Consider the following 15,367-nt stretch of genomic DNA (forward strand, 5'->3'; position numbering starts at 1 on the left):
GCCTCATAGGGGTGCTCGCAGGACATGCCGATGACGGCCGTATATCACCGAGAACCGTCTGGCATGTCTTATCGGCATCAGGACGGGCCAGAGCCGTCAATGCAGAACCAGCATGTCGCCCGATGAGAAGGAGATGTCCGCCTTGTCGCCTACGACAGGCGGCGGCGTCGTGGAGTTGTTGAAGGTATCGAGCGACACCGTCTTGCCGCCGATACCGACGCGCACGCGGATGACTGAGCCAAGGAAATGCACTTCGGCGATTTCGCCCGACAGGCTGGTGTCGTGGCCGGGCTGGCGCCCCAGCGAGATGGCTTCAGGCCGCAGCGCCAGCGACAGCGTGTCGCCTGACTTCGAACCGTTGAGCTTGCCTTTCAGCGAGACTTCCTGCGAGTTGACTTGCACCTTGCCGGAAGCGGCATCGGTGACCTTGCCCTCCAGCACGTTGAGCGTGCCGACGAAATTGGCGACGAATTTGGTCGCCGGCCGGTTGTAGATCTCGAACGGCGTGCCGACCTGCTCGGCCCTGCCGCCATACATCACCGCGATGCGGTCGGAGATCGACAGCGCCTCTTCCTGGTCATGCGTGACGAAGATGGTGGTGATGCCGAGCTTCTTCTGGATCGAGCGGATTTCCTCGCGCAGCGACACGCGCACCTTGGCGTCGAGCGCCGACAGCGGCTCGTCGAGCAGAAGCAGCTTCGGCTTCGGCGCAATCGCCCGCGCGAGCGCGATGCGCTGCTGCTGGCCGCCGGAAAGCTGGTAGGGATAGCGGTCGGCCATCTGCGGCAGCTTGATGATATCGAGCATCTCGGCGACCCGCCTGTCGGCATCGGCCTTCGGCATGCCACCGACCTTCAACCCGAAGGCGATGTTCTGCGCCACCGTCAGGTTCGGGAACAGCGCGTAGGCCTGGAACACCATGCCGACATTGCGCTGATTGGGCTTCAGCCTGGTTATGTCCTTGCCGCCGACGACGATCTTGCCGGCCGAGGGCTCCTCGAAGCCGGCGACCATACGCAACACTGTGGTTTTGCCGCAGCCGGACGGCCCCAGGAAGGAGACGAATTCGCCCGGCTCGACGTCGAGATTGAAGTCCTCCACCACGGTGGTGGCACCGAAGGATTTTCGAACGTGCTGGATGGAGAGGAATGGGTCGGCCATGGCGTGGTTCTCTCGATCAATTTGGGCGGTTCGCCGATTTCGGCGCGAAGCGGGACAGGATCTGGATCAGCGACATGCAGCCCCAGGTGATGGCGAAGGCGATGATCGCAAGTGCAGCCGGCTCATAGGCACGATTGGCGCCGATATTCTGCAGGTAAGGGCCGAATGCCGGCCGATTGAGCAGGCTTGCCATGGTGAATTCGCCGATGACGATGGCGAAGGTCAGGAAGGCACCCGACAGCACCGCGATCAGCACATTGGGCAGGATGACGCGGGTGATGATCGTGCCCCAGCCGGCGCCGAGGATTTGGGCTGCTTCCGTCAGCGTTCTGACATCGATGGTACGAAGGCCGGTGTCGACGGCGCGGTACATGTAGGGTAGCGCCAGCGTCGCATAGCCGATCACCAGCAAGGCGCTGGCGCCGAGATCGCTGGCCAGGAACGGCAGCGGCGAATTCGAGCCATACATACGGATATAGCCGAAGACGATGACGATCGCCGGAATGACCAGCGGCAGCAGCGTGATGAATTCGACGATCGGCCTGATTTGAGGCAATCGGAGACGGATCCAGTAGGCGGCCGGCACCACGATCAGCACGCCGAGAATGATGGTGAAGATCGCGGCGACCACCGAATACAGGAACGTCGCTTGGAAGCGCGGATCGCCGAGCACGACTTGATAGGCGTCGAAGGAATGGACGCCACGCCGCATGCGCAACGAAAACTCGAACGTTGCCAGCAGCGGGATGAAGAAATAGGCCGTGCCAATACCGAAGACGACCCAGGCCCAGAATTTGCCCGACTTCATTTCAGCCACCTCTCGGAACGGGTCCGGAACCAGATGTAGAAGACATTCGCCAGTCCGGTGATGACGATCATGCCGAAGGCGATCGCGTAACCGAGTTGCGGGTTGTGCAGCACGTCGCCGTTGATCTGCGAATAGAGCTTGATGGGAACGATGTTGAGCTGCGGGCCGGCGAACGCATAGGCCGTTGCGATGGCGCCGAAGGCGTTGGCGAACAGAAGGATAACGGTGCCGAGGAAACTCGGAAACAGCACCGGTATCACCACCATGCGCCAGTACTGCCACTGGGTGGCGCCAAGCGTGGCGGCCGCCTCGTTCCATTCCTTCTTCAAGCCGTCGATCGCCGGCACGATGATCACCACCATCAGCGGGATCTGAAAGAAGAGATAGACGACGATCAGCCCCCACGTGGTCAGGAAATTGAACCCCAGGGCATAGATGTTGAGGTTGAATATGTCGCGCAGCAGCACCGTCACTATGCCGACGCGGCCGAGCGTTGCGATGAACGCAAAGGCAAGCGGCAAGCCGGCAAAATTCGAGGCGACGCCCGAGAAGGTCAGCGTCGCGGAGCGAACCCAGCTGGGCAGGCCGCCGCGCACGATGGCCACGGCAATCGCCAGTCCGGCAAAAGCGCCGACGATGGCCGACCAGAAGCTGATCTTGATCGAAACCCAATAGGAATTGGCGATCGAAGGATCGCTGACCAACTGCAGGACGTTGTCGAGCGTGAACCCGCCTTCCCCGGTCTGAAACGCGCCGATGACGAGATACAGCGTCGGCATGATCAGGAACATCAGGGCGAAGACGAAGAACGGCGCCACGCCGATCCATTGCGTCGGCAGGCGGAAAGCAGTCGCTTCGGTCGGCGGCGCGGGCTTGGTGGCAATAGACTGATTTGAAAGCGATAGATCGGTCATGTGCCCGGCACCGTCTTCGAGGGAAAGCCGGGCGGCCAGGCGGCCGCCCGGTGCATTTCAAGTCTTACTTGACGTTGGCGCCGACAATGGCGTCCCAGTTCTTGCTGATGGCTTCCTTGGCCTTGCCCTGCTCGTCGAGCGTCGGGAAAGCCGCCGAGGCATAGGACTCAGCCGGCGGCAGCTTGGCCAGCACGTCCGCCGGGATCTTGCCGTTCTTGGCGAGATCGTTGAAACGGATCGGGTGGCAGTAGCCTTTCAGCCAGCCGATCTGGCCTTCGTCGGAATAGAGGTATTCCATCCACAGCTTCGCGGCATTCGGATGCGGTGCGAAGGCGCTGATCGCCTGCACATAGACGCCGGCGACGACGCCGGTCTTCGGCACGATCACGTCGACGGGCGGGTTGCCCTTCAGCGTGTCGCGGCCGGCGAGCGCGTTGTAGTCCCAGTTGATCAGGATCGGCGTCTGGCCCTGAGCCAGCGTCGCCGGCTTGCCGACGACCGGAACGAAGTTGCCGGCGGCGTTGAGCTTCTTGAAGAACTCGAGGCCGGCTTTTCCGGCAGCTTCGCCAGCGGCGGCGCCCGACGACAGGCCGGAGGCATAGACCGCCTGGATGGCCTGGTTCGACGCGCGCGGGTCACCGGCAAGCGCGACCGAGTTGGCGAATTCCGGCTTCTGCAGGTCGGCCCAGTCGGTCGGCGATTCCTTGACCAGGTCCTTGTTCACCATGAACGACAGCACGCCGTAATAATCGCCATACCAGGCACCATCGGCATCCTTCGCGCTGTCCGGGATCGAGTCCCAGGTCGACACCTTGTAAGGCATCAGCAGGCCGTCGGCCTTGGCGGTCGGGCCGAAGGACAGGCCGACGTCGATGACGTCGGGCGCCTGCGGGCCCTTGTTGTCCTTATTGGCCTTGATCGCCTCGACCTCGTCGCCCGAGCCGGCGTCGGGATTGAGCTCGTTGATGGTGATCCCCGGATACTTAGCCTTGAAACCGTCGATCACTGCCCCGTAGCCACACCAGTCATGCGGAAGCGCGATGGTGGTGAGCTGGCCTTCTGCCTTCGCGGCCTTGACGAGATCGTCCAGCGAATCCGCGGACGAAATCACCGTCGACGCAAAGAGCGCCGCGGCCGAGAGGGAAAGCACTTTCCCCGTGAACTTGAACATGTGTTCTCTCCGTTGAACTGGCGCGTTTAAGCGCCTGCGATGCGGGTATCGTTTTCGTGTGACAGCCGGATGAAGGCTTTTTGAAACCCGATCCCCGCGGCGAAAAAAGTTAACTCTTTTTAACGGACTGTAGCAATTAGCCCGCGCTTAATTTTCCGGCTAATGGTTATTCACCTTGCCCTTTGCCCTCTCCTTCCCCTTTGGAACGTCTCTTCAGTCAACTCTTCGGCATTGAAAGCCGGCTCTCAGACGGAGCCGGCGATCGCATTTTCGAGCAGCGTCAGCGCCGCCTTCTTGGTGAGCTTGACCGGGTTGCCGCCGGCGGTCGGGTCGACTACCGCCATGTCGGCGATCAACGTCCTGCGCTTCTTGTCCATGTCGAGGCCCTTGATCAGGCCGGGCAACGCATGCGGCACCTTGAGCTCCTTGCGCAGCTTGACGATCGCCTTGGCGAAGCCGTCGAAGCCGCCCTTGATGCCGCAATAGGCGGCGAGCCTGGCGACACGGTCGTCGATCGCGTCGCGGTTGAAGGCCAGCACATAAGGCATGAACACGGCATTGGTCATGCCATGATGGGTGTCGTAGAGCGCGCCGATCGGATGCGACAGCGAATGGATTGCGCCCAGCCCCTTCTGGAAGGCGGCAGCGCCCATGGCGGCGGCGCTCATCATATGGGCGCGGGCGACCAGATCCTTGCCGTTGGCAAAGGCCTTGGGCAGGTTCTCGAAAACCAGACGGATGCCTTCCACCGCGATGCCGTCGGCCATCGGGTGGTAGCCCGGCGCGCAATAGGCCTCCAAGCAATGCGCAAGCGCGTCCATACCGGTGCCGGCAGTGATGAAGGCCGGCATGCCGACCGACAGCTCCGGATCGGCAATGACGATCGCCGGCAAAAGCTTCGGATGGAAGATGACCTTCTTGGTGTGGGTCTCCTCATTGGTGATGACGCCGGCGCGGCCGACCTCGGAGCCGGTTCCCGCCGTGGTCGGTACCGCGATGATCGGCGCGATCGCGTCCGAGTTGGCCCTGGTCCACCAGTCACCGACATCCTCGAAATCCCATACCGGGCGCGTTTGCCCGGCCTGGAAGGCGATCAGCTTGCCGAGATCGAGCGCCGAGCCGCCGCCGAAGGCGATGACGCCGTCATGCCTGCCCTTCTTGAACACGGCGATGCCGGCAGTGAGGTTGGACTCGACCGGGTTCGGCTTCACCTCCGAAAACACGCCATAGGGAACCTTGGCGTCGTCGAGGATCTTCAGCGTCGAGGCGACGACCGGCAGCTTCGCCAGGCCCGGGTCGGTGACGAAGAGCGGGCGCTTGATGCCCGCGGCAGCCAGCACGTCCGGCAGTTCCTTGATACGCCCGGCGCCGAAACGGACGGTGGTGGGGTAGTTCCATTTGGAGATCAGCTTGGACATGTCTTGTCTTTCAAAAAGTCAGATTGCTTCGCGCAGGTGATAGGATTTCGGCCGGGTCAGATTGTCGTAGCCGATGGCCGAGAGCGCGGCGCCCTTGCCAGTATCCTTGACGCCGGTCCAGACCAGCGCCGGGTCGAGATAGTCGCAGCGGTTCATGAACACCGTGCCGGTCTCGACGCGGTCGCCGATGGCGATTGCGCGCTCCGTGTCGCGCGTCCAGATCGACGCCGTCAGTCCGTAGGGGCTGTCGTTCATCAGCGCGATCGCTTCCTCGTCATTGCGCACCTTCATGATGCCGACGATCGGCCCAAAACTTTCCTCGCGCATGACGCTCATCTGGTGGTCGACCCCGGTCAGCACTTCCGGCGCCAGATAGGGCGAGCCTGGCCTGTCGTTCTCGACCTTCATGCCGATATGGGCCTTGGCGCCCTTGCGCAGCGCCTCGGCCTTTTGCTCGCGGATCAGGTCGGCGAAGCGTGGCTGCGCCATCGGCCCCATGGTCGTCGCCTGCTCCAGCGGATTGCCGACGACATAATTCCTGGTCTCGGCGACAAAACCCTCGATGAACGCGTCATAGACCTTCTCGTGCACATAGACGCGCTCGATGCCGCAGCAGCACTGGCCGGAATTGAAGAAAGCGCCGTCGACCAGATTGGCGACCGCATGATCCATCTTAGCGTCGGGCAGCACATAGGCGGGGTCCTTGCCGCCGAGCTCGAGGCCGAGCGTCATGAAGGTGCCGGCCGCCGCCTTCTCGATGGCGCGGCCGCCGCCGACCGAGCCGGTGAAATTGACATGGTCAATCTTGCCGGAGCCGAGCAGCTTCTCGGTCTGGGCGTGGTTCATGACCAGGTTCTGGAAGAGCCCCTTTGGCAGGCCGGCCTTGTCGAAAGCCTGCTGGAAGCGCTCGCCGACCAGCAGCGTCTGCGCGGCATGCTTGAGGATAACGGCACTGCCCGCCATCAATGCCGGCACGATCGTGTTGACCGCGGTGAGATACGGATAGTTCCAAGGCGCGATCACCAGCACGACCCCGAGCGGCACCTTCTTCACATAGCGGCGGAAGCCGTCCTTCGGGTTGGAGGCCAGCACCGGCTTCAGCGCGGCTTCGGCGATCTCGACCATGTAGTTGGTGCGTTCCTTGACGCCGCCGAACTCGCCGCCATAGCGTACCGGCCGGCCCATCTGCCAGGCGATCTCGGGCACGATCTCGTCGGTCATCGCAACCAGGGCTTCCAGCATCGCCAACATGTATTTGCCGCGCTCGACGACCGGCGTCTCGGCCCACTTTTCTTGCGCCGCCCTGGCGCGCTCGACCGCCGCGTTGATCGCCTGATCGTTCGCGACCGGCCGCTCGGCATAGATCGATCCGTCGATGGGGGATTTGAGTTTGACCGTTTCGGTCATTTCTTCCTCGCAGTTTTACAACAATCGAAAATCACTTGGCTTGGCGCCGCCCCTCATCCGCCTGCCGGCACCTTCTCCCCGTATAGTAACGGGGAGAAGGGAGAAGCTCCTGCGCGGGCGACCCCCTCTCCCCGTTCTTCACGGGGGAAGGGTAAGGGTGAGGGCGGCGCCGACCCTAACCCAGCCCCCTAGTACCTCTCAAAGCCCCTGTGCAGCTCCCAATCCGTGATGCGGCGGTCATATTCGAACTGCTCCCAGCGGGCGGTGTGCACATAGTGCTCGATCACGTCGTCGCCGAAGGCCTGCTTCAGCATCTTCGACTTCGAAAGTGTCTCGGTGGCGTCGCGCAGCGTCTTCGGGATCTCGGGCAGACGCGAGGCCTGATAGGCGTCGCCGACGAACGGCTTCTGCAGCTCCAGCTTCTCGTCGATGCCGGCAAGGCCGGACGCGATCAGGGCGGCGAAGGCGAGATACGGATTGAGATCGGCGCCGCCGATGCGGCATTCCATGCGGATGCCCTTGGTGCCCTCGCCGCACAGCCGGAAGCCGGCGGTGCGGTTGTCCTCGCTCCACATGATCTTGGTCGGCGCGAAGGTGCCGGCCTGGAAGCGCTTATAGGAATTGATGTAGGGCGCCAGGAACCAGGTGAATTCCTTGGCGTATTTGAGCTGCCCGGCCGCCCATTGTTGGCCGAGGCTCGACAGCGTCCAGTCGGCCGTCTTGTCGAAGAACAGCGGCGTCTTGCCGTCCGCGCTCCACAGCGAATTGTGGATATGGCTGGAATTGCCGGCCAGCCCGTAATTGTACTTGGCCATGAAGGAGATCGCCTTGCCCTCGGAATCGGCGATCTCCTTGGCGCCGTTCTTCAGGATGACGTGGCGGTCGGCCATCTCGAGCGCTTCGGCATAGCGCACGTTGATCTCTTCCTGGCCGGGACCCCACTCGCCCTTGGAATTCTCGATCGGAATGCCGGCGGCTTCCATCTCGTTGCGAAGCCGGCGCATGACGCCCTCTTCCCTGCTGGTGATGCCGATCTGGTAGTCGCCGATATAGGGCGAGGCGCTGTCGAGCCCCTGCCAGTGCTTCTTACGCGCGGAATCGTAGGTTTCGCTGAACAAATAGAATTCGAGCTCGGAGGCGAAATAGCCGATATAGCCGCGCTCCTGCAGGCGCTTGACCTGCTTCTTCAGGATCGCGCGGGGTGAGTGTGCCAAATCCTCATGGTCGTGATGGTCGAGCACGTCGCAGATGACCAGCGCCGTCTTCTCCAGCCAGGGAATGCGCCGCAGCGTCGACAGGTCCGGCTTCATGACGAAGTCGCCATAGCCCTTCGACCAGCTCGCCGCCTTGTAGCCCGGCACCGGCTCCATATCGATGTCGCAGGCCAAGAGATAGTTGCAGCCATGCGTCTCGCCATGCGCGGAATCGACGAAATACTGAGCCAGGAAGCGTTTTCCCGAGAGCCTGCCCTGCATATCGACGATGCAGGCCAGCACCGTGTCGATCTCGCCGTTAGAGACCGCTTTCTTCAACTGATCGAACGAGAAATTCCCGGCCATTCCTTTGGCACTCCAGCGCTTGTCGATTGAAAAGGGAGAAACAAAACCATGGCCGGCGTTGCGCCGGCCATGGCCATGAAGCGAAGTATCAGTGGCCGGTCTCGCCGACCGCCACTTCGGCTGCTGCAATTTCCGCCTGACGGCGAGCAATATCGGCCCCGATCGGCGGGCCCTTGAACCGCTTGGATTCTATGCCGAACCACAGCACCGCGAGAAGGATGATCAAACCGATGGCATAGTTGATCAAGATATCGAAGGGCGGCTGGATACCCGCGTACATCAACACCAGAACGCCGAGGATGGTGATGATGGCGAACGGCTTGGACCACACGCCCAGGCGGAACGGGCCGAATTCGGTCCAGCTTTTGCCTTCAGCAAGAAGGCCAGCCGCCACCGGCATCGCATAGGACACATAGAGGAACAGGGCACAGCCGGCCGCCAAAGCCGCGAAAGCCGGCGAGTAAAGCGTCGCTGCGACCGAGAGGACGGCTCCGAGCCAGATCGCCGCCACCGGCGTGCGCCATGTCGGGCTGACGGTTTTCCACATGGAGGAGCCGGGCAGCCCGCCATCACGCGCGAAGGCGAATATCATGCGCGAGGTGGAGGTCAGTCCAGCCAGCGCGCAGATGTAGTTTGCTACCACGATTGCGATGGCGATGATGCTCTTCAACCAAAACGGCGCCGGCAGATTGTTGAAGAGATTGAACCAGGCGTTCGCGCCGTCCTTGGCAGTCGCCGCCAGATCCGGGCTTGCCAGCACGAAAGAGACGGCCATGACGAAGCCGAAGACCAATGACCAGAGAACCGAATGGATCATGCCGCGCGGCACTGCGACCCGGGCGTTGTGGGTCTCCTCCGAGGTATGGGCGGAGGCATCAAAACCGGTGATGGTGTATAGTGGGTAGAGAAGACCGATCAGGAAGGCGACCAGCGCCGTCCGTGCCGTCGGCACATAGCCGCCACCCGCATCGCCCGTGTTGTTGACGAAAGTGGTCAGTCGCGAGAAATCCCAGCTCGCGCCCCAGATCAGGAACATCGCGGTCAACACCACCGCAACGACCAGGATGAGATAGCCCGAAAAGTCGGTCAGCGCTGTGGTCAACTTGATGCCGAAATGGTTGAATAGCGCCTGCGTCACCGTGATGATCACGACCCCGATCACCTGCTCCTGATAACCCCAAGCCGACACATCGTGGCCGAACACGCCGGCCCAAACGAGGTCCTTGAAGAGCGCATAGACGCCGACATTGACCGAAGCGACAACGAAGATCAGCCCAAGCAGGTTGATCCAGGCCGTCGCCCAACCCCAGCCGCGCCCGCCCAAGATCGACGACCAATGGTAAAGCCCGCCGGCGGTCGGATAGGCCGAACCGATCTGGCCGAGCGAAGCCGCGACCACAAGGGCGAACAGACCGCCTATAACCCAGCCGATGGTCGCTTCGAAACCGCTGCCGGTGGCCATGGCCAGCGGGAACGAGGTGATGCCACCCGCCAGGATGCAAATGATCGAGAAGGAAATGGCAAAGTTGGAGAAGCCGCTCATGCGGCGAGCCAATTCCTGGGCATATCCCATGCTGTGAAGGACTTTTACGTCCTCAGACTTGTCGATTTCTTCAGGTCTCATTTTGGAAGTCCCCTATCTGGTTCTTAGCTGGCCGATTGCACTGACTTTCCCATTGCGCGTTGTCGGGAGCCCCTGGCCTCGTCAGGCTCCAGATTCGAGAATATGCCGGTGAGCAGATCCGCCCATTTCCGCTGCCCGGTCTCGCCGGAGATTTCGTCGTTGCGGATTTCGATCATCGCGCAGGCAAGGCCGCGCGAACGCGCGTGCCGTTCCAGCGTGAAATAGACGCGGTCGGCCGGCGAATAGGGTTCGTTCACGCCGACGGTGACGCCGGAGAGCCGCTGCAGCGCCGATATCAGCGGCGCCGCCAACCGGCGATCCTCGTCATGGATGATGCCTATATGCCATGGCCGGCTCTTGCCCTTATAGACCGGCGTGAAGGAGTGCACTGACACCAGCCGCGTCTCCTGGCCGCGCGCCAGCCGCCCGTCGATGATCTGGGCGATCGTGTCGTGGAACGGGCGCCAGGCAAGGTCGACGCGCGCGGCGCGCTGCTTGTCGGATAGATCTGTGTTGCCCGGGATGGCCGTCGTCTCGCTAATCGGCGGCACGAGATCCGGCGCGTCGAGCGGCCGGTTGCAATCGATGACGAGCCGCGACACGCGGGTCTCGATCAAGGTGGCATCGAGCGTCTCGGCCATGCGGCGGGCGACGGGAAGCGCGCCCGGGTCCCAGGCGATGTGGCGCGAAAGATCCTCGACCGGCAGGCCGAGCGTCCCGAATTCGGCGGGGAGGACGTTGGAAGCGTGATCGCAGGTGAAGACAAAGGGGCTTGAGCCGCCGGGGTTCGTCACCCTCACGGTTTCAGACGGTGCAAGGCTGGCGGGCCGTGCTCTCTCCATACTGCCGTCCCCTGGAGGCGCTGTATCGAATGTTACGTATTTTGTCTCATTGCGTCCCTATGAATGATTTCATACAGTTTGACCGGCTTTGTCAAACGCGAATTCGGGAAAACGGCGGCGGGCGGCCAACGGGCGGGGGAAAACCATGATTTCCAGCATTGCCGAACTGATCTCGGACCGCATCGGGACGATGCCGGCCGGCGAGCGCCGCGCCGCCCAGACGCTGATTGCCAACTATCCCTTGACCGGGCTGAAGACAGTCGCCGAATTCTCGGCCGCGGCCGGCGTGTCCTCGCCGACGATCCTGCGCTTCGTGGCCAGGCTCGGCTTCCAGAACTACCCCGAATTCCAGTCGGCGCTGCAGGATGAGCTGGCGGCGCAATTGCAGTCGCCCGCTTCGCGCACGCTCGATCCAAGCTCGGCCGGCGGCGCCATCTCGCCGATGCTCGAGGCAACGCTCGACAACATGCGCGAGACCTTCCGGCACCTCACCGACAGACAGCTGGCAGACATTGCCACGAGACTTGCCGAGCGGCGCGGCAAGACCTTCCTCATCGGCGGCCGTTTCACCGATCCGCTGGCGCGCTACATGGCCGCTCACCTGGCCATCATCCAGCCGGATGTCTATCACCTCGCCGGCCAGGAGAGCATCTGGCGCGACCGGCTGATCGACATGGGCAAGCGCGACGTCCTGGTGATCTTCGATATCCGCCGCTATCAGGAAAGTCTCGTGCGCTTTGCCGAGAAGGCTCACCATCGCGGCGTGCAGATCATTCTCTTCACCGACCAGTGGCTTTCGCCGATCGCCCGCTTCGCCCGACACGTGATCGCCGGACGCACCGCCGTGCCCTCGGCCTGGGATTCGTCCGCCGCGCTCTTCGTCGTCGCAGAAACGCTGATCGCCGCCGTGACGAGGCAATTGGAAGCCGCCGGCGCCAAGCGCATGCGAGACCTGGAGAGCTTGCGATAGAGCCGGATGATTTCAGGTCGGACAGACCTGAAATCTGAATCCGTCTCCAAGCCGCCTATCAACGCGGAGCCAGCCGAGCAGCTACTTTACGATCCTGCCCTCGATCGACCAGCGCGCCGCCAAAAAGTTCAGCACGGCGGCCACCACGACGCCGACGATCTTGGCCGGCCAGACGCCGACAACCCCCGCCAGTACGGCGATCGACAGGCTCGAAACACCGAGCGAAATCAGCGCCCCTAGCGAGACGAAACGCAGGAAGGACCGATGCAGCCGGATGTCCGGGTCCCGCTCGAACGACCAGAAGCGGTTCGCCACGAAGGAGAAGAGCACCGCGACGAACCAGGCACCGACATTGGCGGCCAGAGCCGGCACCACGAGCTTGAGCAGCAGGAAAAATGCGGTGAGATCGATGCCGGTGTTGACCAGCCCGACCAAGGCGAAGCGGACGATCTTGTTGCCGGTCGAACGCCGCGGCTGACCGGCGCTCATGCTTTGCCGTCCATGACGCGCACTCCGGCCCGTTCGAGGCTGGCGCCGAAATCCTCAGAAGTGAGAATCGTGAACTCGACCTCACGCGCGCCCTGCATCGGGTCTCGCGCCCGTAAAATGTCATCGACTTGACCCGGATGACACATGAACACCCCTTGTTCGGGCAAGGTGTCGACCGCCGCGCGCAGCGTCGGACCGAATTTTTGCGGCTGCCGCCAGTTATAGATGCCGCAGAGCGGCGTCATCACGTTAAAGCCGGCCCGCTGCATCGACCTGTTGAAACCCGCGGCCAGCGTGGCGATCGCCGCGATCTTGGCCGCCGCGTCCAGGCCGGCAAGCCCGGGCGCGCCGCGCAGTGCGGGCCTGCGCGCGCTCTCCCCAAACCGGGCGAGCAACCAATTCCGTACCACGGGAAGAAAATGCACATGCTGGTGCCCGTCGATGTGATCGGGCGGGCCAGCGAGCGCTTCGGTGAAACGGTCATACTGGGCGTCGAGCTCGGCATGAACGTCCCGCTCGTCGATGCGCCCGCGCCGCACCGGCAGCGCGAGAGAGGCAAGGCCGGGCAATTTGCCGTCTGGCGCCAGGCTGGACGAACCGGTTGCGGCTATCTGATCGGTGAGGGTCAGGTGCAGCCCGATGGCGGCCCGTTGACGCAACGGCCTGATGCGCGCCGCCGCCTCTTCCCATTCGGCAAACCCAGTCATGCAACTGGTCCCGGTCAGGCGGCCGCGCTCGATGAGGTCGAGGATCGCGTTCGATACCCCCGGCGCAAGCCCGTAATCATCGGCGATCAGGCGGATCGGCCGGGTCATTTGCCGGCAACAACCTGCTCGGCGGCATTGCCATGCAGCACGTCGCGCACGATATAGACGGGCCGGTCCTTGCTTTCGCTGAGCGTGACCCAGACATACTCGCCGATCAGGCCGAGCAGCGCCAGGTTGAGGCCTCCAAAAAGCACGACGGCGACCATGATGCTGGGGTAGCCAGGCACGGCGATGCCATAGAACAGCACCTCGAAGAGCACCTTCACGCCATAGGCCAAGCCTGCGAATGCCGCGAGCAATCCGATGAGGCTGATGACGCGCAGCGGGATCACGGAAAACGAGGTGAACCCTTCAAGCGAGAACGCGATCAGGTTGAACCTTGTCCATTTCGACGTGCCGCCGCGGCGGTTTTCCGGCGAGTAAAGCACAGCCTTCTGGCGGAAGCCGGCCCAGGCGAACAGACCCTTGTTGAAGCGGCGCTTGTCGCGCACGCTGGTCAAGGCACGCGCCACCGCGCCGCGCATGACACGGAAATCTCCGGCATTCTCGGGAATATCGAAGCGCTGGCTGCTGTTGATCAGCCTGTAGAAGAGCCGCGCCAGCTGGCTGCGCCGCCAGCTCCCCTCGCGCCGGTCGTTCTGCGCGTAGACGACGTCGATCTGCGGATGCTCGACCAGCTCGCCGATCATCCTCAGGCTGATATCCATGGAATGCTGGAGGTCCGAGTCCATGATCAGGACCATGTCGCCACGGGAATGATCGAGCCCGGCGAGCACCGCCGCTTCCTTGCCGAAATTACGGCTGAGCCGCACGATCTCCCAGGAGCCGGAGAGCGCGGCCGCGAACGTCTCGGCGCTGCCGTCACGGCTGCCGTCGTCGACGAGTATCTTGCGGACCGTCATGCCGAAGCGCTCCGCCACGGCCACTTCCAGCTTGTCGAGCAGCCCGACAAACGCGATGGCGGATTCGGCCTCGTCGAAGAACGGCGCGATGATGTCGAGCATCTCAGCCATGCGCGACAGCCCCGGCGGCAGGCGCCTTCTGTCTGTCTTGCGTCCAGAACCAGCCGACGAGCACGCAGCCAATTATGGTGATGCTGATCGGCCGGAACCACGGGTGGAAAAGATCGTGCAGTTGCAGGTCGGCACTAGTCAGTCCGGTGACGAAGAGGAACGCCGCCAAGAACCAGCATATGGCCCCGGCTCCCTTCTCCCGCCAAAGTAGGGCGATGGAGAGACCGGCAGGCACCGCCACCATGGCGTAAGTGTTCTGCTCGACCCGCGGATTGAAGACGCACATGTAGAATGCCGCGGAGAGGAAGATGGCGAGTCCGCTGATGTTGGCGTCCAGCCTGCGATCGAGCTGGAGCACCAGCCAAAGCGTGAGCAAACCCGCGACGACGCGCACGATCGTCGCGTCAAACTCGGAAATCGGGATGCCAAATCGCATGAAAGGCGCCGTGAAGTCGGCCGGAACGAAGGGGCCGGTCGGGTCCACCGTCATCGAAGTCAGCAGCCGGAAGAAATCATGATATTGCGCGTTGACGTAGTCGCTCGACGCAAAGCCATAGGGCATCGCGAGCGCGACCAGCACCGCCAGCACCAGCACCGGTATCAGCCGGGGGCGCAGCGCCCCCGTCAGAAGCAGCATGATGATCGCGGTCGGCTTGGCGATGATCGCAAGCATGGCCCAGAAGAAGCTTTCGGCCCGGCGCCCCTCGAGTGTCGACAGTGTAAGGAACCAGCACGCCCCTGTGAGCAGGATCGTCGCCTGGCCATTGCGAAGCGCTGCCAGCGCCAGCGGCAAGGCAAGAAAAAGACCCAAGGACAGCAGCCATGTCTGCTCCTCGCCGCCAAGCTTGCGCACCTGACGCATTGCAGCAAAGGTCAGCACCGAAAAGCCCAGCATGTGCCACAAAATATTGCCCAGATAGGGCCCGAGCTTCAGCAGGGGAACATAGAGGACGGCGAAGGCGGGAGCGTATAGATACCCCATGGCAACTTCGACCTGATACAGCGGTTGACGATCCAGAAAAGCTTCACTGCCATGCCTGTAGATATGGACCACCGAACGCGCATCGGGCGACCATAGCGCCAGACCAAGCACAAGCAGAAACGACCCGGCCCAAAGCCAAAGCCCCAAACGGTCGAAAACCGGCTTGGTTACCATAATAGCGCACCCCGCATTTCCGACCAGGACGGCTTTCCCATCGCCGCCTGGTTTTTAACCGCCGGCGA

At 62.8% G+C, this 15,367-nt stretch carries 14 protein-coding genes; 1 reads left to right on the top strand and 13 read right to left on the bottom strand.

Features of this window, described 5'->3' with window-relative positions; translation table 11 throughout:
- Positions 1 to 96: 96 nt before the first annotated feature.
- The 9 genes from LB535_RS02810 to LB535_RS02850 all read right to left on the bottom strand — a co-directional run bounded on the left by LB535_RS02810 (position 97) and on the right by LB535_RS02850 (position 10,904).
- The gene (locus LB535_RS02810; protein ID WP_224631077.1) at positions 97 to 1,161 is read right to left on the bottom strand and encodes an ABC transporter ATP-binding protein; all 1,065 of its coding nucleotides are present in this window, start codon (positions 1,159 to 1,161) and stop codon (positions 97 to 99) included.
- Between the two features lie 16 nt (positions 1,162 to 1,177).
- Positions 1,178 to 1,969 (bottom strand): ABC transporter permease, encoded by a 792-nt coding sequence (locus LB535_RS02815; RefSeq protein ID WP_095766296.1) that lies wholly within the window; start codon positions 1,967 to 1,969, stop codon positions 1,178 to 1,180.
- Entirely contained in the window at positions 1,966 to 2,883 is a 918-nt protein-coding gene (locus LB535_RS02820) for an ABC transporter permease (RefSeq protein WP_095766295.1), read from the bottom strand. The genes LB535_RS02815 and LB535_RS02820 overlap by 4 nt, the downstream gene beginning before the upstream one ends.
- A 64-nt stretch (positions 2,884 to 2,947) precedes the next feature.
- Positions 2,948 to 4,054, bottom strand: a complete 1,107-nt coding sequence (locus LB535_RS02825; protein WP_224631078.1) for an ABC transporter substrate-binding protein — start codon at positions 4,052 to 4,054, stop codon at positions 2,948 to 2,950.
- Between the two features lie 245 nt (positions 4,055 to 4,299).
- A complete protein-coding gene (locus LB535_RS02830) occupies positions 4,300 to 5,472 on the bottom strand; it encodes an iron-containing alcohol dehydrogenase (protein ID WP_224631079.1) in 1,173 nt (390 codons plus the stop codon).
- Between the two features lie 18 nt (positions 5,473 to 5,490).
- Positions 5,491 to 6,879 (bottom strand): aldehyde dehydrogenase family protein, encoded by a 1,389-nt coding sequence (locus LB535_RS02835; RefSeq protein WP_224631080.1) that lies wholly within the window; start codon positions 6,877 to 6,879, stop codon positions 5,491 to 5,493.
- A gap of 188 nt (positions 6,880 to 7,067) precedes the next feature.
- Positions 7,068 to 8,438 (bottom strand): glutamine synthetase family protein, encoded by a 1,371-nt coding sequence (locus LB535_RS02840; RefSeq protein WP_095766696.1) that lies wholly within the window; start codon positions 8,436 to 8,438, stop codon positions 7,068 to 7,070.
- An 88-nt stretch (positions 8,439 to 8,526) separates the two neighbouring features.
- Positions 8,527 to 10,062, bottom strand: a complete 1,536-nt coding sequence (locus tag LB535_RS02845; RefSeq protein WP_095766291.1) for an amino acid permease — start codon at positions 10,060 to 10,062, stop codon at positions 8,527 to 8,529.
- 23 nt (positions 10,063 to 10,085) lie between these two features.
- Positions 10,086 to 10,904 (bottom strand): N-formylglutamate amidohydrolase, encoded by an 819-nt coding sequence (locus LB535_RS02850; RefSeq protein ID WP_224631081.1) that lies wholly within the window; start codon positions 10,902 to 10,904, stop codon positions 10,086 to 10,088.
- 145 nt (positions 10,905 to 11,049) lie between these two features.
- On the opposite strand from LB535_RS02850, the gene LB535_RS02855 reads away from it, so the two are divergent.
- Complete coding sequence (locus tag LB535_RS02855) at positions 11,050 to 11,874, top strand: MurR/RpiR family transcriptional regulator (protein ID WP_224603301.1); 825 nt, start codon at positions 11,050 to 11,052, stop codon at positions 11,872 to 11,874.
- An 81-nt stretch (positions 11,875 to 11,955) separates the two neighbouring features.
- Here LB535_RS02855 and LB535_RS02860 read toward each other — a convergent pair whose 3' ends face one another.
- The 4 genes from LB535_RS02860 to LB535_RS02875 are packed head-to-tail and all read right to left on the bottom strand — an operon-like array spanning position 11,956 to position 15,299.
- On the bottom strand, positions 11,956 to 12,363 hold the full coding sequence (locus LB535_RS02860) for a GtrA family protein (protein WP_224631082.1): 408 nt from the start codon (positions 12,361 to 12,363) through the stop codon (positions 11,956 to 11,958).
- Positions 12,360 to 13,178: a ChbG/HpnK family deacetylase gene (locus LB535_RS02865; RefSeq protein WP_224631083.1), complete on the bottom strand. Its 819-nt coding sequence runs from the start codon at positions 13,176 to 13,178 to the stop codon at positions 12,360 to 12,362. Before LB535_RS02865 ends, LB535_RS02860 begins: the two co-directional genes overlap by 4 nt.
- The gene (locus tag LB535_RS02870; RefSeq protein WP_224631084.1) at positions 13,175 to 14,143 is read right to left on the bottom strand and encodes a glycosyltransferase family 2 protein; all 969 of its coding nucleotides are present in this window, start codon (positions 14,141 to 14,143) and stop codon (positions 13,175 to 13,177) included. Before LB535_RS02870 ends, LB535_RS02865 begins: the two co-directional genes overlap by 4 nt.
- On the bottom strand, positions 14,136 to 15,299 hold the full coding sequence (locus LB535_RS02875) for a glycosyltransferase 87 family protein (RefSeq protein ID WP_224631085.1): 1,164 nt from the start codon (positions 15,297 to 15,299) through the stop codon (positions 14,136 to 14,138). The genes LB535_RS02870 and LB535_RS02875 overlap by 8 nt, the downstream gene beginning before the upstream one ends.
- Positions 15,300 to 15,367 lie beyond the last annotated feature (68 nt).

The sequence above is a fragment of the Mesorhizobium sp. CA10 genome, assembly GCF_020165285.1.
Classification (GTDB): domain Bacteria; phylum Pseudomonadota; class Alphaproteobacteria; order Rhizobiales; family Rhizobiaceae; genus Mesorhizobium.